The sequence below is a fragment of the Arthrobacter agilis genome, assembly GCF_002953615.1.
Classification (GTDB): Bacteria; Actinomycetota; Actinomycetes; order Actinomycetales; family Micrococcaceae; genus Arthrobacter_D; species Arthrobacter_D agilis_B.
On sequence record NZ_CP024915.1, the window covers coordinates 114,279 to 132,620 of the forward strand.

The window sequence follows — 18,342 nt, forward strand, 5'->3', positions numbered from 1 at the left end:
TCGGACCACTGCGTCATCGTGGCGGGCGGGGTCACCACGGCCATGCTCGCGCCGTTGAGCCTCCGCTCCAACTCGGACCCGGAGGAACTCGTCGCCCTCGAGCAGCAGATCCTCGACCTGCGGGAGAAGGTGCCGGCGGACTTGCACGACGACTTCACCACCCTCGCCTATTCCGTCGAGGCCCCGCCGGAGGGGTCGGGCACGTTCGACGAGAAGGCCTTCCGCCGTGCCATGGTCCCCGTGCAGGACTGGCTCGGCCGGCACTGCACCCACTCCTGACCGCGTCCCGCCGGCGGCGCCGGTCCTTCTGGCAGGGCGCCCTGCCCCCCGGGCCGTGCCGTGGCTTAGGCTGGGCACAAGCGAAAGGGGTCGACGTCGATGATCGAGCAACCTCCAGGGCGGCCGCTGCCGGCCCTGCCGGACGCACCCGCCGGGCGGACCGTGATCGGTGACGCTGCTGCGGTGAAGATCGCAGCCATCGCGGCGCGGGCCGTACCGGGAGTCCACACCCTGGGGCCCGGTGCCGGACGGGCCCTCGGAGCCATCCGGGACGCCGTCGGCGCGAACGATCCGGCGCACGGCGTGAAAGTGGAGGTGGGGCAGACCCAGCTCGCCGCGGACATCAGCCTCGTCGCCGTCTACGGCTACGCCCTCAATGCCCTGGCGGACTCCGTCCGGGTCGCCGTCTACGAGGCGTTGACCGATCTGGTGGGACTCGAGGTCATCGAGGTCAACGTCGAAGTCCTCGACGTGCACCTGCCGCCTCCGGCCGAGACGACCGGCGAACGCGTCCGCACGATGGGTTCCACCCAGCTGAAGCAACCGGTCGAGTGAGGCAGCCGTGACACCCACCATCATCGGTATGGCCACCGGAGCCGTCCTGGCTTTCGCCGCCCTCATCTTCGGGTTCTGGGGTTTCGTGCTGACCCTCGTGCTGGTCCTCGCCGGTGCCGTCCTCGGGCGCATCATCGAGGGCAGGCTCGACCTGCGCGGTGTCCTCGACGCCCTGTCCGGCCGACGCTCGTCCTCGTGACCACCGAGCCACTCCACGCCGCGACCACCCGTTCCATGGCTTCTCTCTCGGTGCCGCGGCACCGCGCGTCGCCCGGTGGGCACAACCGCATCACCACCCAGGCCCTGACGAGCACCGCGCAGGCCGCCGCTGCGGAAGTGCTCGGCGTGCAGCCCGCGCAGGTCCGGGCGTCGTTCACCGACGACCGCGGCCTGCTCGCCCTCCTCCTGGCCCTACCGCTGCCCGTCCCGCCCCTGGCCCGCGTGCTGGACGATCCCGGCGTCGTGGAGTCGTTCGGCGGCCCCCTGTGGGCGCGGGTGGAGGCGGCCCGTACACCGATCCTGGAGCGCGTCGAGTCGCTCACCGGTGCACGCCTGAGCCGCGTCGATATCCGTGTCATCGGCAGCACCGTCGCCAAGGGGGCGAGGGTGCTGTGAGTGCGGATCCGCTGGACCGCTCGACACCTGCATCCACCGCCCGGCTCGTGCGCAGGGAGCTCCACTCCTCGCGGGCCATCGCCTCGGTGGGAACGGCGGTCCTGCTGATCGTGGCACTCCTCGTCCTGCTGTTCGAGGCGCTGCTGAAGGCGGTGGGGGACGAGCCGTTCCTCGTGGACCTCGAGGCCGCGGCAGCATGGGTCGGGACGCTGCCCGGTGCAGCACCCGCCTCCCTGCTCGGCGCCGGATCCGCCCTGCTGCTCGTGCTCGGAGCACTCCTCCTCCTGCTCGCCGTGCTGCCCGGCCGGAGACCCCGCTACACCATCCCGAACGAGCGTGCCGCGGTGGTCGTCGACGCCGAGGTGGTGGCGTCCTCGCTCGCCCGCAGGGCACGGGTGGCGGCAGGGGTGGCTCCCGAGCAGGTGCTCGTGACCGTGGGCCGGACGACCGTCACCGTGCAGGTCCGTCCGACGTCGGGTGTCCCCGTGGACGCCGATGCCGTGCGGGTGGCCGTCGCCGACGACCTCCGTCGTTCGAGCGTGGTGCCCGAACCCCGCATCACCGTCATCGTCGCCGAGTCGGGGGTGATCGGGCAGTGAACACCACCCCACGCGTACTCAACCGGCTCGTGCTCGCCGTCGTCGGACTCCTCGCCCTCGCCGCCGGAGCCTTCGGTCTCGCGCTCCTCGCCGTTCCCGCCGTCGCCTCCTGGTGGCGCGTCACCGCTCCGCGCATCGGGGAGGGCATCGACGGCGTCCGCGGCCGGACCACGCTCGAGGGGCAGGAGGACACCTGGCTGTGGGCCGCGCTCGCAGCCGTGCTCCTCGCGCTGGTCGTCCTGCTCGCGCTGTGGATCGCCGCACAGGGGAGGGGGCGGACCGGGGTGTTCGCCGCCGTCGGGGGGCCGGGCGGTTCCCCACCGCGTCCGGACGACGGCGGGACCGCGGGATCGGTGACGATCACCGCGGCGGCCGCCGAGCAGGCGCTCAAGGCCGCGCTGCTCGAGCGTCCGGACCTCGCCGGCGCCTCGGTGAGCACCTGGGAGCTCCGGGGAGTCCCGGGTCTGCGCGTCCGGGTGTTCCCGAGGAAGGGGGTCCCGCCCTACACCGTCGCGGTCGAGGTCTCCCGCCTGGTCGAGGCCCTGGATGCGGTCACGGGGTACCGGACCCCCGTGCTCATCAGCATCAGTTCAGGGGCGCGCGTCCGCTTCACCAGGGCCGAACGCGTCAGCTGACCCTGTGGACCAGGTCACGATTCCGTATCAAAGCCGCGTGGGGTCCCCGCCGGGTTGTCGGGCGCTTTGCAAGCGCTTACGCTGACTCTCATCATTCAGTGAGGCGGCACAACCCCGGCGCTCGGCTTTCGTGGCCGTCAGCCAGGTTCACGGAGTACCGCAAGACAAAGGAGTCTGTTTCCATGGCGAATATTCGCTCACGCAAGTATCTGCTGCCCACGGCAGCACTCAGCGTCTCCCTCTTCGCACTCGCGGGGTGCGGTTCCGGAGGATCCGACAGTGCCGGTTCGGGCGACGCGGACTGCGCCGCCTACGAGTCCTACGGGACGTTCGAGGACGCCGAGGTCAGCGTCTACTCGACGATCGTCGACGTCGAGGCTGAAAGGCTCGAGAACTCCTGGGCCGACTTCTCCGAATGCACCGGCATCGAGGTCGCGTACGAAGGCTCGAAGGAGTTCGAGACCCAGATCGGCGTCCGCGCGCAGGGCGGGACGGCTCCCGACCTCGCGATCTTCCCGCAGCCGGGCCTGCTCGCCTCGCAGGCGGAGAACCTGAAGCCCGCCCCGCAGGCCGTCTCGGACCTCGTCGACGAGGGCTGGTCCCCCGACTGGAAGAAGTACGGCACCGTGGACGGCACCTTCTACGCCGCGCCGATGCTCGCGAACGTCAAGGGCTACGTCTGGTACGTCCCCGCGACCTTCGAGGAGAAGGGTTGGGAAGTCCCGACCACGTGGGACGAGATGACCGAGCTGACGGAGAAGATCGCCGGCGAGGAAGAGGAGATGAAGGCCTGGTGCGCAGGCTTCGAGTCCGGCGAGGCGACCGGCTGGCCGGGAACCGACTGGATCGAGGACGCGGTGCTCCGGGACCACGGCCCAGAGGTCTACGACCAGTGGGTGACCCACGAGATCCCGTTCGACGATCCCCGGATCGTCGAGTCCTTCGACCGCGTCGGTGACATCCTCAAGAACGACGACTACGTCAACGGTGGCTTCGGCGACTCGCGCTCCATCCTCTCGACCGCGTTCGCCGAGGCCGGCCAGCCCGTCCTCGACGGCCAGTGCGCCATGCACCACCAGGCCTCCTTCCAGGCGGCCAACTGGCCCGAGGACACCGAGGTCGCCGAAGACGGTGACGTCTGGGCCTTCATGACCCCTCCCGTCGATCCTGCCGCGGGTACGGCGATCACCGGTGGTGGCGAGATGGTGGGCGCCTACGCGGATCGCCCCGAGGTCGTCGCCCTGCAGTCCTTCATGGCGAGCGCCGAGTTCGCCAACGCCCGGGTATCCCAGGGCGGAGCGATCAGTGCCAACAAGGGGCTCGACCCCGAGCTCGCAGGATCGGACCTCGACCGCCAGTCGATCGAACTGCTGCAGGACCCCAACACGGTGTTCCGCTTCGACGCCTCCGACATCATGCCCGGCGCCGTCGGATCCAACTCCTTCTGGAGCGGCATCGTGAACTGGATCAACGGTTCCTCCACGGAGGAAGTGACGCAGTCCGTCGAGGACAGCTGGCCGGCGTCCTGATGCGCTGATGGCCGGCGTCGGCACCCGAGAAGGTGCCGGTGCCGGCCGTCGCCGGTTGCTCAGGCTCCACCGCTCCGGGCGGTGGAGCCTGCCCGGCCGCACTTTCCCAAGATCACTTTCATCACGCGCACCAAGGAGGCTGGGCTGTGGAAGATTTCGCTGACAAAGGTTTACAGGTGGTGGTGGGACTCGCCATCTTCGCGGCCATCATCGGCCTCATCATGCTGGTCGTGGACCGGGCTCCGAAGTCCGGACGGGAGAAGCTCCAGGTCGCAGGGTTCCTGGCACCGGCCCTGATCCTGCTGGCTGTCGGGCTCGTCTTCCCGGCGCTCCAGACCTCGTACCTCTCCTTCACGGACCGCAACGGGGAGTTCGTCGGACTGGACAACTTCGTGTGGATGTTCACGCAGCCCGAGGCCCTGGTGACCCTGAGGAACACCCTGATCTGGGTGGTCCTCGTCCCGTTGCTCGCGTCCTCGATCGGCCTGGCCTACGCGGTGTTCATCGACCGCGCCCGGGGCGAGAAGGCGCTGAAGGCCCTGGTCTTCATGCCCATGGCCATCTCCTTCGTCGGAGCCGGCGTGATCTGGCGCTTCGTCTACGCCTACAAGGGCGCCGAGCAGGACCAGATCGGGCTCCTGAACCAGATCCTCGTATGGCTGGGACAGGAACCCAAGCAGTTCCTGCTCGACGCCCCGGAGAACACGTTCTTCCTGATCGCCGTCATGATCTGGATCCAGACCGGTTTCGCGATGGTGGTCCTGTCCGCCGCCATCAAGGGCATCCCCACGGAGATCGTCGAGGCGGCGAGGCTCGACGGCGCCAGTGCGTGGCAGCAGTTCCGCAACGTCACCATCCCCACGATCCGTGGCTCCCTGATCGTCGTGATCACGACGATCACGATCGGGACGCTCAAGGTCTTCGACATCGTCCGGACCATGACCGCAGGCCAGTACGAGACGTCGGTGGTCGCCAACGAGATGTACACCCAGGCGTTCAGGGCGGGTGAGCCCGGACGGGGCGCCGCACTGGCACTGGTCCTGTTCCTGATGGTGCTGCCCGTGGTGGTCTACAACGCCCGGCTGCTCCGCAAGCAGAAGGAGATCCGATGAGCACCGTGCCCCTGCACAACGACAAAGAGCTCCTGCCGGACGTCAAGGACGACGCCACCGCCGGCACACCGACCATGCAGAAGCGCGTCCGGCAGCGGCTTACGTCGCGCGGGGCGACCGCTGCCGCGATCATCATCGCCGTGATCTGGACCGTCCCCACCTTCGGGCTCCTGATCTCGTCCTTCCGCCCCGAGGACAACATCAAGGGCAACGGCTGGTGGAACGCCATCCTCGACCGCCAGTTCACCCTGGAGAACTACGCCGACGTCCTCAGCCCCGGGGGCAGCCAGTCGCCGAACCTGCTCTCCTACTTCGTGAACTCCCTGGCGATCGTGATCCCCGGTACCGTCTTCACGCTGGTCCTGGGCGCCATGGCGGCCTACATGTTCGCCTGGGGCCGCTTCAGGGGGAAGGACGGCCTGTTCATCTTCGTCTTCGCCCTGCAGATCGTCCCCCTCCAGATGGCGCTGATCCCGCTGCTCCAGCTCTTCACGCAGGTCCTGAAGTTCGGCGAGTTCCAGCTGCTGCCGAGCGGCACCTACGCACAGCTCTGGGTGGCCCACACCATCTTCGGGCTGCCCCTGGCCATCTTCCTCCTGCACAACTTCATCGCGGAGATCCCCGGTGAGGTCATCGAGGCGGCACGCGTGGACGGGGCCGGTCACAGCACCATCTTCTGGCGTATCATCGTCCCGCTGGCCACGCCGGCGCTGGCCTCCTTCGGGATCTTCCAGTTCCTCTGGCTGTGGAACGACCTCCTCGTCGCGCTCGTCTTCTCCGGCGGCGGGGCGGACGTCGCACCGATCACCCAGCGCCTGGCCGAGATCCAGGGCTCCCGCGGGGGTGAGTGGCAGCGGCTGACGGCGGGCGCCTTCGTGTCCATCATCGTCCCGCTCGCGGTGTTCTTCGGGCTCCAGCGCTACTTCGTGCGCGGCCTCCTCGCCGGCGGTCTCAAGGGCTGAGCTCATGACCAGCATCGACGACGTCGCGGCGTCCCTCGGCGTCTCCACGGCCACGGTGTCCCGCGCACTGCGCGGGCTGCCGGGAGTGGCCGAGGAGACGCGCGCGCGGGTCAACTCCACGGCTAAGGAGCTGGGGTACGTGCCGTCGTCGTCGGCGTCCGGACTCGCGTCCGGACGTACGATGGCGATGGGCGTCCTGGTCCCGGTGATCGACCGCTGGTTCTTCTCGGCCGTCCTCGAGGGCATCGACCGCCGGCTGCGCGCGGCCGGCTACGACCTCGTGCTGTTCAGCCTCGGCGGGGACGGGGTGAACCGCGACCGCGTGTTCCACCGCTCCATCCTGCGACGGCGGATCGACGCCCTGCTCGTCATGTCCATGCACCTGACGCCGGAGGAGCGGAAGGCGGTCCAGCAGCTGGAGTACCCGAACCTCGTGATCGGCGGTGCGGTCGAGGGCGTACGCCACGTCGGGATCGACGACGCACAGGCTGCCCGCGACGCCGTGGAGCACCTGATCGGGCTCGGCCACACGCGGATCGCCCACATGCGCGGCGGGGGGTCCTTCGACATCGACTTCGAGGTGCCGCGACTCAGGGAGCAGGCCTTCCGGGACGCCATGACCGACCACGGGCTGACGGTGCGGGAGGACTGGACGGCCTTCGGCGACTTCCGGTTCGTCACCTCGCGCGCATCGGCCCTGGCGATGCTCGCCGATCCCCGGGACCGCCCGACGGCAGTGTTCTGCTCCTCCGACGAGATGGCGTTCGGCGTGCTGACGGCGGCTGCCGAGCTGGGCATCGACGTGCCCCGCGACCTGTCGGTCATCGGCATCGACGACCACGAGTTCGCCGAGCCGATGGGCCTGACCACCATCCGGCAGGACCCCGCGGGACAGGGCGCCTACGCGGCCGATCTCCTGCTCGGGGAGCTGATGCGCAACGAACCGGCGGACGACCCGCCGTCCCGGCCGCACGCACTGGTCGTCCGGAAGTCGACGGGGCCGGCCCCGTCCTGAGCGCCCCGCGTCCTCAGGACGCGCGGGCGAGCTGCCGGATCGGGATCCAGCGGGACGCGAGCCGCCGGTAGGACGCAGCGGCACCCATCATGTCCGCCTCGGCGAGGCTCTCGATGCCCAGGCGGACATCCATCGGCGAATCGTCCGGGAACACGCGGTCGGCCACGGGTCCGTAGTCCACCTCCACCACGGCGTCGCGCCGGAACACCTCGAGCCACTCGACGATCTCCGTGAGTTCATCGAGCAGGTCCATCTCCGGAGCCCCGATGGCGAGCTGCGCCACCGAACGGCGTCCGCGGTCGATGCAGTCGCCGATCCTCGCCGTGATCCGCACCGTCGTGACGCGGCCGTCGTCCTCGACGACCTCCGTGAGGTCGTCCTCGTGGATCAGCGCGAACCAGGCGAAGGGCACGCCCCACGTCGCCGAGCGGGTATGGAGCTTCGCCACGGAATCGGCGAACGTGTCGGGGTCCAGCCTCGCCTGGTGCGCTTCGCGTGCGACGTCGGGAACGAGGACGTCGATCAGCGGGCCGCGCAGGCTCTGGTCGAGTGACTCCGCGGCGAGTGTGGTCCGGACGGCGAGCTGGTTGGGGCAGTAGTAGGGGGCCGTCGTACCGTTCAGGCTCGGGAAGTGGGTCACCCGGACGAGGTCCGCCTCGTGGTGCGGGAACGGGTCCGACACGCTGCGCATGATGCGCCGCAGGGACTGCTCGTGCTCGATCGACTCGGTCAGGTCCCGCTCGCGCGCCCGCTGTTCCAGGATGGCCAGCTGCTGGGCGTCGGAGAAGGCGTCGAGCGGTTCGTAGACGCGGAGGTAGGAGACGTACGGGAACGGTCGGGCACCGCCCATGGGGCTCACGCTCCGTCGAGTTCCACGATGACGGGAGCATGGTCGGAGGCGCCCTTGCCCTTGCGCTCCTCGCGGTCCACGAAGGCGTTGGTGGCGCGCGCTGCCAGGGCGGGGGAGCCGAGGACGAAGTCGATGCGCATGCCTTCCTTCTTGGGGAACCGCAGCTGCTTGTAGTCCCAGTAGGTGTAGAGACCGGGCCCGGGCGTGTACGGGCGGGCGAGGTCGGCGAAGCCGGAGTCGAGGAAGGACTGGAAGGCAGCGCGCTCGGGCGGGCTGACATGGGTGTAGCCGCCATCGACGAAGAGGTCGATGTCCCAGACGTCCTCGTCCCGCGGGGCGATGTTCCAGTCACCCATCAGGGCGATCTGGGCCTGCGGGTCCTCGGTGATCCAGCGCTGTGCATGGTTCCGGAGGGTGTCCAGCCAGTCGATCTTGTAGGGCATGTGCGGGTCGTCCAGCGCCCGTCCGTTCGGCACGTACAGGCTCCACACGCGTACTCCGCCACACGTCGCGGCGATGGCGCGTGCCTCCTGGACCGCCTCGGTGCCCGGCTTGCCGAAGGTCGGCTGGTCGGGGAAGGTGCGCTCGACGTCGTCGAGTCCCACGCGCGAGGCGATGGCGACGCCGTTCCACTGGCTGAGGCCGAAGTGCGCCACCTCGAAGCCGCTGTTCTCGAACAGCTCCCAGGGGAAGTTGTCGTCCTTGCACTTGGTCTCCTGGATGGCCAGGACGTCGACGTCTGACCTGTTCAGCCAGGCTTCGACGCGGTCTGCGCGGGCACGGAGGGAATTGACGTTCCAGGTGGCGATCTTCACGGACCCTACGTTACCAACGGCGGTGTTTACTCCCGCCACCACGAATCGAAGATGGTCACGGGCACCGTGCGCTTGTGCCGTGTGATCCAGTAGCGGTGCTCGATCGACTTCGCGGCGTCGGGATCGACCTCGCGCCCCTCGAGGTAGTCGTCGATCTGCTCGTAGGTGAGGCCGAGTTCGTGCTCGTCGGCCCGCCCGGGGAGGTCGTCGAGGAGATCCGCCGTCGGGATCTTGTCGTACAGTGCCGCAGGCGCGCCGAGCTCCTTGAGGAGGGCGCGGTTCTGGCGCTTGTTGAGGCCGAAGAGAGGCAGGATGTCCGCCCCGCCGTCACCGAACTTCGTGAAGAACCCGGTGACGGATTCCGCGCCGTGGTCCGTGCCGACCACGAGCAGGTTGTGCTGGCCGGCCATCGCGTACTGGGCGACCATGCGGGCGCGGGCCTTCGTGTTGCCCTTGGTGAAGTCCGAGATGCGCTCGCCGGTGGTCTGCGCGTACTCCTGCTGGATGCCGTCGACGGCGGGGGCCACGTTGAAGACCCGGGACGTGCGGGGCTGGATGAAGTCGAGGGCCGCCTGGGCGTCGGCCTCGTCCTGCTGGACGTTGTAGGGCAGGCGCACCGCGAGGAAATCGGCGTCGACGCCCTCGGACCGCAGCTCGTCGACGGCGAGCTGGGCCAGCTTGCCGGCGAGGGTCGAATCGAGTCCGCCGCTGATGCCGAGGACGAACCCGCGGGTGCCGGTGGACCTGACGTAGTCCTTCAGGAAGGCGACCCGGCTGCGGACCTCCGCGGCCGGGTCGATGGTGGGCCTGACGCCCATTTCCTCGATGATCTGTGCCTGGAGTTCGCGCATGCCCCCAAGGCTACTCCCGTCGGGTTTCGGCGGCGTTACGGCGTGTACCGGTCCGGACCCGGGCCGGTGCACGCCGCCGGTCGGGACCCGGTCCTCAGGCGGGTACTCCCGCTGCCAGGTCGGCATCGCTCGGATAGCGCAGGCCGATCTGGCGGCGGGCCTCGTCGAGTACCTCCATCATCCGCACGGACTCGGCGGTCGTCATGAAGGGGCTCTCGGTCAGCCCGGCCTGCAGGCAGCGCGTCACCTCGCGCAACTCGTAGACGAAGCCGCTGCCGAAGACCTCGAAGCGCTCCGTGCGGAGGGTGCCCCGCCGGGGCTGGACGACGAGCTCTCCCGGGTTGAACAGGGGGGTGGACGAGCGCAACCAGCCCTCCGTCCCGCTGATCGTGACCACGCTGGGGCTCTCGGCCCCGATCGACGTCGTCAGCTGGGCGTGCGCACCGTCGTCGTACGTCAGGGTCAGTGCGTTCTGGAGGTCCACGCCCTCGGGGGTGAGGGTGCCGCGGGCGGCGACGGCACCGGGTTCACCGAGCGCCCCGAGCGCCCAGGTGAGCGGGTACACGGCGAGGTCGAGCAGGGCACCGCCGCCGGCCGCCGGGTCCCAGAGCCGGGACGCCGGATCGACCGGCGCGGTGAAGCAGAGGTCCGCCTGGAGCCAGCGCACCGTGCCGATCTCGCCGGACCGCACGATCTGCAGGGCGCGACGGAAGCTGGGCAGGAAGCGGGTCCAGACCGCCTCCATGAGGAACAGGCCGCGCTCCCGCGCGAGGTCGGCGAGTTCGCTGGCCTGCTCTGCGTCCATGGTGATGGGCTTCTCGCACAGCACGTTCTTGCCGGCGTGGAGCGCGGCGAGGGCGACGGCGTGGTGCTGGGTGTGCGGTGTGGCGATGTAGACCACGTCGACGGCGGGGTCCGCGAGGAGCCGATCGTAGCCGGCGGCGCCGGCCGCGTCCCAGTAGGAGGTGGTGAAGCCGAAGCGCAGCGCGAAGGCCCGGGCGGAGGCCTCGCTGCGGGAACTCACGGCGTGCAGGACGGCGTCGTCGAGCAGGGCGAGGTCCTGCACCACGCGGGCGGCGATGGAGCCGGTGGCGACGACGCCCCACCGGATCGGGCGGCCCGTCGCGGTGGACGGGGCGATGGTGCTGACGGGAGCTGGAAGCATCGGGTGGGCCTTTCGGGAACGGGGCGGCGTGCAGGAGGGCACGCTGACGCTAGGGGTGCGGTCGGAGAACCGGGCGCGAGGATCCGGGACGGGGTCCGGGACGTGGGTCGGGGAGGTGGGGTCAGACGGAATCGCGGAGGACGAGTGAGGTGGGCATCCTCGTCACGCGTTCCGTCGGTTTCCCCTCGATGAGGTTCACCAGCGTCTCGGCCATCTTCTTGCCGAGCTCGATGATCGGGTGGTGCACGGTGGTCAGCGCCGGCGTCACCGAGGTCGCGAAGGAGTCGTCGTCGAATCCGACGACGGCGACGTCCTCCGGGATGCGCAGCCCCCTGCCCTGGATGGCCGTGTAGGCGCCGGCCGCCATCTGGTCGTTGCCGACGAAGACGGCATCGATCGGCGTGCCACGGTCGAGGAGGCGGTGCATGGCGCGGGCCCCGGAGGCGAGGGTGAAGTCCCCCACCTCCACGAGCCCCTCGGCCAGGCCCGCCTCCCGGACCGCGGTCCGCCAGCCAGCGAGGCGGTCGATGCCCGGGGGCATGTCCTGCGGTCCGGCGATCGTGGCCACGTGCCGCCGGCCGCTGTCGGTCAGCTGCCGGGTGGCGCTGTAGGCGGCCTGCTCGTTGTCGACCTCCACGTAGTAGCTCTCCCTGCCGCCCACCAGGGGGCGCCCGGCGAAAACCATGGGAAGCGACCCGGAGAGGTGCGTCCAGGAGTGGTCACCGCTGTGGTGCGAGACCACGAGGACGCCGTCCACGTTCCCGCCGAGGAGGAAGCTGCGCGTCTTCTCGGGCTTCGACTCCGAGGAGATCACCATGTTGAGCGTGTACTCCGTGTCGGTGAGGAAGAGTGCGATCCCCTGCACCACCGAGGCGAAGAACGGGTCCGCGAACACCTTCGACGTCGACTCCGGGACGATGAGCGTGACGGCGTTCGCCCGGCGCTTGGCCAGCGAACGCGCCGCGCGGTTCGGCGTGTAGTCGAGCGCGAGGATGGCCTTCTTCACGGACTGCGCGAGCTCCGGGTCGACGCTCGGCGAATCGTTGACGACACGGGACACGGTCGCGCGCGACACCCCGGCCAGGGCGGCCACCATCTCCAGGGTGGGGACCGGCCGGGGCCCGCCTGTGTCCTGTGTCATCGTCATCTCCGAAGCCTCGACAGTATGGCTGAAGCCTACGTCAGGCGCTCGCCCTGGTGAGGCGCGGGGCGGTGGCAGCGGAGATCACGCCGGCATAGGCCACGCCGCTGTCCTTCACCGTCCGCTCGAACGAGTCGTAGTCCACCCGGACGATCCCGAAGCGCTTCCCGTAGCCCCAGGACCACTCGAAGTTGTCGAGGAGGGACCAGACGAAGTAGCCGCGCACGTCCGCTCCCTGGTCGATGGCCTGCCCGACGGACGCGATGTGGTCGAGGATGAACGTCGTGCGTTCGGCGTCGTGCACCGCGCCGTCCGGGCCCACGACGTCGTCGTACGCCGCGCCGTTCTCCGTGATGTAGAGCGGGGGCAGCGTGTCGTACTCCTCGCCGAGGCGGACCAGGAGCTTCCGCAGGCCGTCCGGGTTGACCTCCCAGTTCATGGCGGTGCGCGGCAGCCCGCGGCTCGGGAAGGCGATGTCCTCCGAGCCGATCCAGCACGACGACGTCGGGCGGGTGGCGCCGCCCGAGTGGCCGTCGCCGCCCTCGTCGTCCCGGTGTCCGCTGATGAGGTCGTCGTGGTAGTGGTTCACGCCGAGGAAATCGATCGGCGCCCCGATGATCTCGAGGTCCCCGGGCCGGATGACGTCCCGGATGCCGAACTGCTCGAGGTCGGCGAGCGTGTCCTCGGGGTACGCCCCGCGGAGGATCGGATCGAGGAAGATCCGGTTCTGCAGCGAGTCGAACCGGCGCGCTGCGTCGAGGTCGATCGGATCCGCCGGGTCGCGGGGGATCGAGTTGCTGAGGTTGAGGGTGATCCCGAGGTGCTGGGCACCCCGGCCCCGGAGCTCGCCGACCACCAGTCCGTGGGCGAGGTGCTGGTGGTGGATCGCGGCGACGGCCGCCGCCGGGTCCTGTCGGCCGGGGGCGTGGACGCCCGCCGCGTAGCCCAGCAACGACGAGCAGAACGGCTCGTTGAACGTCGTCCAGTGCTCCACGCGGTCCCCGAGGGCCGAGTAGACATCGTCGGCGTAGTCCACGAAGCGGTAGGCGGTGTCGCGGTTCGCCCAGCCGCCCTTCTCCTCCAGGGCCTGTGGCAGGTCCCAGTGGTACAGGGTCAGCCAGGGCAGGATCCCGGCCTCGAGGAGTTCGTCCACGAGGCGGGAGTAGAAGTCCAGGCCCTCCGCATTGGCTGCCCGGTCGCCGGGCCGGACCCGGGACCAGCTCGTCGAGAAACGGTAGGAGCCGAGGCCGAGTTCCTTCATGATCCGGACGTCCTCGGGCATGCGGCGGTAGTGCTGCACGGCGTCGGTCAGGGTGTCGCCGTGCGCGATCGCGCCGGGTACCCGGGCGAAGGCGTCCCAGACGGAGTCCTCCTTGCCGCCCTCGTGGCTGGCGCCCTCGACCTGCGCCGCAGCGGTGGCGGAGCCCCAGAGGAAGCCCTCGGGCCAGGTCCTGGCGGCGGCCGGGTGGGAGGACGGGTGGGACGGGGTTGTTGCGTCGAGTGGCATTAGCCCTTCACTGCTCCTTGCATGATTCCGGAAATGAGTTGACGGCCCGCGACGACGAAGAGCACCAGCAGCGGGAGGGTGGCCAGGACGGCGCCGGCGAGGACGATCGAGTAGTCCACGTACCGCGCCGACTGCAGCTGGCTGAGCGCCGTCTGCAGGGTGGGGTTGCCGGGACCGAGCACCAGCAGCGGCCAGAGGAAGTCGGTCCAGGCGGTCATGAACGTGAACAGACCCAGGATCGCCATGGCGGGACGGGCGGCTGGAAGAGCGACGTGCCAGAAGGTGGAGATCATGGATGCTCCGTCCATGCGGGCCGACTCGATGAGCTCGTCGGGGATGACGTCCACGAGGTACTGGCGCATGAAGAACACACCGAACGCCGTCACGAGCGTGGGGATGACGACGGCGCCGATCTCACCGGTCCAGCCGAGCGTGCGCATCATCATGAACAGCGGGATGATGCCGAGCTGGGTCGGGATGGCCATGGTGGCGATCACCGCGACCATGAGGCCGGTGCGTCCCCGGAAGCGGAGCTTCGCGAACGAGTAGCCGGCCAGGGTCGAGAATGCGACGACCGACAGCGTGATGATGCCCGAGATCAGCACACTGTTGCCGAGGGCGAGCCAGAACGGGATGGTGTCGAAGACCTCGCCGACGTTCGTCCAGAAATTGCCGCCCGGGAACAGGGGTGGCCAGGTCTGGCCGAGGGCCTCGTTGGACCGGCTGCCGATGATGAGCGACCACCAGAGCGGATAGGCGGAGGCGAGGAAGAAGGCGAACAGCAGGCCGTAGGTCAGGAACCCGGGCCGCCGTCCGTTGCCGAGCAAGCCCTGTCGGAGGGAACGGCTCCGGTCGTTCGAGGCGCGCGGTCGCTGCGGCCTCGTCTCGGTGACGGTCATTGCCCACTCCTCGGTGTCGTGTCTGCTGGGGTGCCGGCCGGGTCCGCGGCCGGGTCGGGTGCCGGTCCGGCAGCGGGTGCCGGCGGCTGGGGGCCCGCTGCGGGGAGGACGACGGCGGGCGCCGGGGAGCGTCGGCGGCTGTCGGCACCCCTGCCCGGTCCGCGCCCGTCGCCGGTGGTGGCGATCCTCTGTGAGATCAGGTAGTTCACGAGGCCGAACAGCACGATGATGAGGAACAGGAGCCACGCGATGGTCGACGCCTTGCCGAAGTTCTGCCGCTGGAAGGCCATCTCGTAGAGGTAGAGCACGGTGGTCTGGAACTGCGCCGCGGTTCCCCCGTAGGTCCGCGGATCGAAGAGACGGGGCTCGGTGAAGATCTGCAGTCCGCCGATCGTCGCGGTGATGACCACGAAGATCATGGTGGGCCGGATGCTCGGCAGCGTGATGCTGAAGAAGCGGCGGAAGACTCCGGCGCCGTCGATGGCAGCGGACTCGTAGATGTCGCGGGGGACGGACTGCATGGCTGCCAGGAGGATCAGGGCGTTGTAGCCGGTCCAGCGCCAGTTCACCATGGTGGCAATCGCGATGTGGCTCGGCAGGGTCTCGTTCGTCCACAGGATGCGGTCGAACCCGAAGCTCTCCAGGATGTTGTTGATCAGCCCGTACTGCTCACCGAAGAGGTTCGAGAAGATCAGGGCGACGGCGACGGGGGTCACGATGTAGGGGAGCAGGATGCTCATGCGCCAGAACGTCCTGGCGCGGAGGTTCTGGTCCAGCACGGCCGCGATGGCCGTGGCGACGATCAGCTGCGGGATGGTCGAGAGCAGGAAGATGCTCATCGTGTTGAACAGCGAGTTCCAGAAGAAGCGGTCCTGGAGGACTTCCTGGAAGTTGCGCAGGCCCACGAACTCGCCCTGCCCCTTGAGCAGGTGCCAGTCGAAGAGCGAGACGAAGAAGGTGTAGCCGAGGGGGAACAGGCCCACCAGGGCGAAGAGGAGGAAGAACGGGGAGATGTAGAGGTAGGGCGAGGCCTTCATGTCGAAGACGTTCAGTCGCTGGCGGAAGGTGAGCGTGGGTTTCGCAGGGGCAGGGCTGCTGGCTGCCGGGCGGTTCAGTGTCGTGGTCATGGGATTCCAGACTCCAGGGGGGCCTCCGGTGCTGCCGGAGGCCCCGCGGCCGGTGCTGCTAGTTGTTCACGACGCGGTCGTTGAGGAGCTGGACGGCTTCGTTCCAGGCCTCGTCGGCTGTGCCCTCACCGGAGTCGAGGATCTTCAGGGCCGGTGCGAAGACGTTCTCCTGGATCTCCGAGTCCTGCGGGCCCTTGAACTGGGCCACGACGCCTTCGGCGCGCGAGGCGAAGATCTCGCCGTACGGTGCGTCGTTGAAGAGCTCGTTCGGGACGGCTGCCTCGACGATCTCCGCCTGGGCGTCGAGGGTGCTCGGGAAGTTGTTCGCGGCTGCGGACTGCTTGACCATCTGTTCGGGGGCGGTCAGCCACTGGGCGAGCTTGGCGGCCTCGGCGGGGTGCTCGGAGCTCTCGGGGACGGAGAGGAAGGCTCCTCCCCAGTTGGAGGCTCCGCCCGGGAAGACGTCGGCGACGTCCCACCCGGTCTCGGGGCCGCCACCGGCTGCTTCGAGCTGCTCCTTGATGGTGCCGAGCATCCAGGCGGGGCAGACGTGGACCGCGAAGGAGCCATCCACGAAGGCCTTGCCCTTGCCCCAGTCGAACTGCTTCTGGTTGGCGGAGAGGCCGTCGGCGGTGCCGGCAGCGAGGAGGTCGAACTGGGCGCGCATCGCCTCGTTGCCCTCGATGTTCAGCTCGCCGTCGGCCGTGTAGTAGCCCTCGTCCATCTGGTTCACCATGGAGTTCCAGACGAACGCCGACTGGTCGTACCAGGCCTTGCCCGTGGTCTCGTGGTACTGGCGACCGAGGTCGAAGTAGGTCTCCCAGGTGGCGTCGTCGCCACCGAAGAGTTCGGCGACCTCTCCACGGTCGGTGGGCAGTCCCGCTGCCTCGAAGAGCTCCCGGTTGTAGCACAGCGCCTGGGGCCCGATGTCCGTGCCGAGGCCGATCACGCGGCCCTCGGGGTCGGTGCCCTGCTCGAACTTCCAGTCCACCCAGTTGTCCTTGATGTCCGCGGCGCCGTACTCGTTGAGGTCCACGAACTGGTCGGACACCTCCATGATGGAGCCGAGCCAGCCCTCCTCGACGGCCACGACGTCGCTGAGTCCGGAACCGGCCGCGAGCTTGGTGAATGCGTCGACGCGGGCGTTGGCGCTGCCGTCGATGTTGGTCGCCTCGATGGTCACGCCGGGGTTCTGCTCTTCGTATTCGGCGTACAGATCGTCGTAGCCGAACTGTCCGAAGGTGGTGACGGTCAGGTTGACGGGGTTGTCGGCACTGGCCGGTTCGTCGCTCCCTCCTCCGCTGCAGCCCGAGGCCACGATGGCCAGGGAGGCGACGCCGGCGAGGGCTGTGATTTTCCTGAGTCGCGAGAATTCCACGATCACTCCTTTGTGTGTGTGAGCGACATACGCCGACGGGCGAGAGAGCGCTCTCTGGGATGTGGAACCACTGTATGTGCGGGAAGTCACACCGTCAAGAGAGCGCTCTCTCACGTCTCATCCACTGAGACTTACCGAGGACGACAGGGTTTTCGGGGTGCGATGAAGACCCCGGACGACTCTGCCCACCCCGGCATGCGTCGGGGTGGGCAGAGGAGGGAGGGCCGCGGCGAAGGGCGCGAGGTCCCTACTGACTGAAGGCGGCGTCGAAGGAGGTCTCCGACGGCGCGAAGTCGAAGCGCTTCAGGAAGGCGAGGGCTTCCGGCGCCCCCTGCAGCCGGTCCATGCCGGCGTCCTCCCATTCCACGGAGATGGGCCCGGTGTAGCCGATGGCCGTCAGGGCGCGGAAGCTGTCCTCCCAGGGCACGTCGCCGCGCCCGGTCGAGACGAAGTCCCAGCCGCGGCGCGGGTCGCCCCAGGCGAGGTGGGAGGAGAGGATGCCGTTGCGGCCCCCGCCCATGCGCATCTTCGTGTCCTTGCAGTCCACGTGGTAGATCCGGTCCTTGAAGTCGGAGATGAAGGCCACCGGATCGATCTGCTGCCACAGGAAGTGGCTCGGATCCCAGTTCAGGCCGAAGGCGGGGCGGTGCCCGATGGACTCGAGGGTTCGCTGGGTGGACCAGTAGTCGTAGGCGATCTCGGAGGGGTGGACCTCGTGGGCGAAGCGGACCCCGCACTCGTCGAAGACGTCGAGGATCGGGTTCCAGCGGTCCGCGAAGTCCTGGTAGCCGGCGTCGATCGTGGCGGCGGGGACCGGTGGGAACATGGCCACGTACTGCCAGATCGAGGAGCCGGTGAAACCGACGACGGTGTCCACGCCGAGCTTCCTGGCGAGCCGCGCGGTCAGCTTCATCTCCTCCGCGGCCCGCCGGCGCACGCCCTCCGGGTCGCCGTCGCCCCAGACCTTCGGGCCGACGATCGCCTGGTGGCGGAAGTCGATGGGGTTGTCGCAGACGGCCTGGCCCTTGAGGTGGTTCGAGATGGCCCAGACCTTCAGCCCGTTGCGCTCGAGGATGTCGAGCCGGTCCTGGATGTAGGCGTCGTCGTCCCAGCGCCAGGCGTCGAGGTGGTCGCCGGAGACGGCGATCTCCAGTCCGTCGTAGCCCCACCGGCCGGCGAGCTCGGCGACCTTCTCGAAGGGGAGATCGGCCCATTGGCCTGTGAACAGGGTGAAGTTGCGGGTCATGCGGGCTCCTTGGCTGGGTGGTCCGGTGGGTGTGGCGGTTCGGGCGGCGGGACTGCGGCGGG

General features: G+C 69.1%; 20 protein-coding genes. 10 read left to right on the forward strand and 10 right to left on the reverse strand.

The annotated features are described in order from the left end of the window. From CVO76_RS00550 to CVO76_RS00595, 10 genes are all read left to right on the forward strand, one after another. The coding region (locus tag CVO76_RS00550) for a hypothetical protein (RefSeq protein ID WP_208740318.1) at positions 1 to 279 on the forward strand (279 nt) is incomplete at its 5' end. A gap of 99 nt (positions 280 to 378) precedes the next feature. Next, entirely contained in the window at positions 379 to 834 is a 456-nt protein-coding gene (locus CVO76_RS00555; protein WP_208740319.1) for an Asp23/Gls24 family envelope stress response protein, read from the forward strand. Positions 835 to 841: 7 nt separating this feature from the next. Continuing rightward, positions 842 to 1,033 carry a DUF2273 domain-containing protein gene (locus CVO76_RS00560; RefSeq protein WP_133080256.1) on the forward strand — a complete coding sequence of 64 codons (192 nt, stop codon included), beginning with the start codon at positions 842 to 844 and terminating at the stop codon, positions 1,031 to 1,033. Further along, on the forward strand, positions 1,030 to 1,449 hold the full coding sequence (locus CVO76_RS00565; protein ID WP_432206112.1) for a hypothetical protein: 420 nt from the start codon (positions 1,030 to 1,032) through the stop codon (positions 1,447 to 1,449). Before CVO76_RS00560 ends, CVO76_RS00565 begins: the two co-directional genes overlap by 4 nt. Further along, positions 1,446 to 2,048: a DUF6286 domain-containing protein gene (locus CVO76_RS00570; RefSeq protein WP_244186121.1), complete on the forward strand. Its 603-nt coding sequence runs from the start codon at positions 1,446 to 1,448 to the stop codon at positions 2,046 to 2,048. The genes CVO76_RS00565 and CVO76_RS00570 overlap by 4 nt, the downstream gene beginning before the upstream one ends. Then, positions 2,045 to 2,683, forward strand: a complete 639-nt coding sequence (locus tag CVO76_RS00575) for a hypothetical protein (protein WP_208740320.1) — start codon at positions 2,045 to 2,047, stop codon at positions 2,681 to 2,683. The genes CVO76_RS00570 and CVO76_RS00575 overlap by 4 nt, the downstream gene beginning before the upstream one ends. A gap of 182 nt (positions 2,684 to 2,865) precedes the next feature. Next, entirely contained in the window at positions 2,866 to 4,212 is a 1,347-nt protein-coding gene (locus CVO76_RS00580; protein ID WP_208740321.1) for an ABC transporter substrate-binding protein, read from the forward strand. Between the two features lie 146 nt (positions 4,213 to 4,358). Beyond that, entirely contained in the window at positions 4,359 to 5,324 is a 966-nt protein-coding gene (locus CVO76_RS00585; protein WP_133080259.1) for a carbohydrate ABC transporter permease, read from the forward strand. Between the two features lie 74 nt (positions 5,325 to 5,398). Next, a complete protein-coding gene (locus CVO76_RS00590; RefSeq protein ID WP_244186274.1) occupies positions 5,399 to 6,286 on the forward strand; it encodes a carbohydrate ABC transporter permease in 888 nt (295 codons plus the stop codon). A gap of 4 nt (positions 6,287 to 6,290) precedes the next feature. Next, positions 6,291 to 7,301: a LacI family DNA-binding transcriptional regulator gene (locus CVO76_RS00595; protein WP_208740323.1), complete on the forward strand. Its 1,011-nt coding sequence runs from the start codon at positions 6,291 to 6,293 to the stop codon at positions 7,299 to 7,301. A gap of 13 nt (positions 7,302 to 7,314) precedes the next feature. On the opposite strand, the gene CVO76_RS00600 is transcribed toward CVO76_RS00595, so the two are convergent. From CVO76_RS00600 to CVO76_RS00645, 10 genes are all read right to left on the reverse strand, one after another. Continuing rightward, positions 7,315 to 8,151 carry a hypothetical protein gene (locus tag CVO76_RS00600; protein WP_133080262.1) on the reverse strand — a complete coding sequence of 279 codons (837 nt, stop codon included), beginning with the start codon at positions 8,149 to 8,151 and terminating at the stop codon, positions 7,315 to 7,317. Positions 8,152 to 8,156: 5 nt separating this feature from the next. Next, entirely contained in the window at positions 8,157 to 8,966 is an 810-nt protein-coding gene (locus CVO76_RS00605; protein WP_208740324.1) for an exodeoxyribonuclease III, read from the reverse strand. A 26-nt stretch (positions 8,967 to 8,992) separates the two neighbouring features. Beyond that, positions 8,993 to 9,817, reverse strand: a complete 825-nt coding sequence (nadE, locus tag CVO76_RS00610; protein WP_133080264.1) for an ammonia-dependent NAD(+) synthetase — start codon at positions 9,815 to 9,817, stop codon at positions 8,993 to 8,995. A 94-nt stretch (positions 9,818 to 9,911) separates the two neighbouring features. After that, on the reverse strand, positions 9,912 to 10,982 hold the full coding sequence (locus tag CVO76_RS00615) for a Gfo/Idh/MocA family protein (RefSeq protein ID WP_208740325.1): 1,071 nt from the start codon (positions 10,980 to 10,982) through the stop codon (positions 9,912 to 9,914). Between the two features lie 121 nt (positions 10,983 to 11,103). Next, entirely contained in the window at positions 11,104 to 12,123 is a 1,020-nt protein-coding gene (locus CVO76_RS00620) for a LacI family DNA-binding transcriptional regulator (protein ID WP_208740326.1), read from the reverse strand. A gap of 40 nt (positions 12,124 to 12,163) precedes the next feature. Further along, on the reverse strand, positions 12,164 to 13,630 hold the full coding sequence (locus CVO76_RS00625) for a GH1 family beta-glucosidase (protein WP_208740327.1): 1,467 nt from the start codon (positions 13,628 to 13,630) through the stop codon (positions 12,164 to 12,166). Continuing rightward, a complete protein-coding gene (locus CVO76_RS00630) occupies positions 13,630 to 14,529 on the reverse strand; it encodes a carbohydrate ABC transporter permease (RefSeq protein WP_133080268.1) in 900 nt (299 codons plus the stop codon). The genes CVO76_RS00625 and CVO76_RS00630 overlap by 1 nt, the downstream gene beginning before the upstream one ends. Continuing rightward, on the reverse strand, positions 14,526 to 15,656 hold the full coding sequence (locus CVO76_RS00635) for a carbohydrate ABC transporter permease (protein WP_208740328.1): 1,131 nt from the start codon (positions 15,654 to 15,656) through the stop codon (positions 14,526 to 14,528). The genes CVO76_RS00630 and CVO76_RS00635 overlap by 4 nt, the downstream gene beginning before the upstream one ends. Positions 15,657 to 15,714: 58 nt before the next feature. Further along, positions 15,715 to 17,034 (reverse strand): ABC transporter substrate-binding protein, encoded by a 1,320-nt coding sequence (locus CVO76_RS00640; RefSeq protein WP_208740329.1) that lies wholly within the window; start codon positions 17,032 to 17,034, stop codon positions 15,715 to 15,717. A 247-nt stretch (positions 17,035 to 17,281) separates the two neighbouring features. Beyond that, positions 17,282 to 18,280: a sugar phosphate isomerase/epimerase family protein gene (locus CVO76_RS00645; protein ID WP_208740330.1), complete on the reverse strand. Its 999-nt coding sequence runs from the start codon at positions 18,278 to 18,280 to the stop codon at positions 17,282 to 17,284. Between the last annotated feature and the right edge of the window lie 62 nt (positions 18,281 to 18,342).

Excerpts from the sequence above, each read along its gene's own strand:
- CVO76_RS00555 (WP_208740319.1), top strand. The coding sequence starts at position 379 with ATGATCGAGCAACCTCCAGGGCGGCCGCTGCCGGCCCTGCCGGACGCA.
- CVO76_RS00580 (WP_208740321.1), top strand. The coding sequence starts at position 2,866 with ATGGCGAATATTCGCTCACGCAAGTATCTGCTGCCCACGGCAGCACTC.
- CVO76_RS00590 (WP_244186274.1), top strand. The coding sequence starts at position 5,399 with ATGCAGAAGCGCGTCCGGCAGCGGCTTACGTCGCGCGGGGCGACCGCT.
- CVO76_RS00595 (WP_208740323.1), top strand. The coding sequence starts at position 6,291 with ATGACCAGCATCGACGACGTCGCGGCGTCCCTCGGCGTCTCCACGGCC.
- CVO76_RS00600 (WP_133080262.1), bottom strand. The coding sequence starts at position 8,151 with ATGGGCGGTGCCCGACCGTTCCCGTACGTCTCCTACCTCCGCGTCTAC.
- nadE (WP_133080264.1), bottom strand. The coding sequence starts at position 9,817 with ATGCGCGAACTCCAGGCACAGATCATCGAGGAAATGGGCGTCAGGCCC.
- CVO76_RS00615 (WP_208740325.1), bottom strand. The coding sequence starts at position 10,982 with ATGCTTCCAGCTCCCGTCAGCACCATCGCCCCGTCCACCGCGACGGGC.
- CVO76_RS00620 (WP_208740326.1), bottom strand. The coding sequence starts at position 12,123 with ATGACACAGGACACAGGCGGGCCCCGGCCGGTCCCCACCCTGGAGATG.
- CVO76_RS00625 (WP_208740327.1), bottom strand. The coding sequence starts at position 13,630 with ATGCCACTCGACGCAACAACCCCGTCCCACCCGTCCTCCCACCCGGCC.
- CVO76_RS00630 (WP_133080268.1), bottom strand. The coding sequence starts at position 14,529 with ATGACCGTCACCGAGACGAGGCCGCAGCGACCGCGCGCCTCGAACGAC.
- CVO76_RS00635 (WP_208740328.1), bottom strand. The coding sequence starts at position 15,656 with ATGACCACGACACTGAACCGCCCGGCAGCCAGCAGCCCTGCCCCTGCG.
- CVO76_RS00645 (WP_208740330.1), bottom strand. The coding sequence starts at position 18,280 with ATGACCCGCAACTTCACCCTGTTCACAGGCCAATGGGCCGATCTCCCC.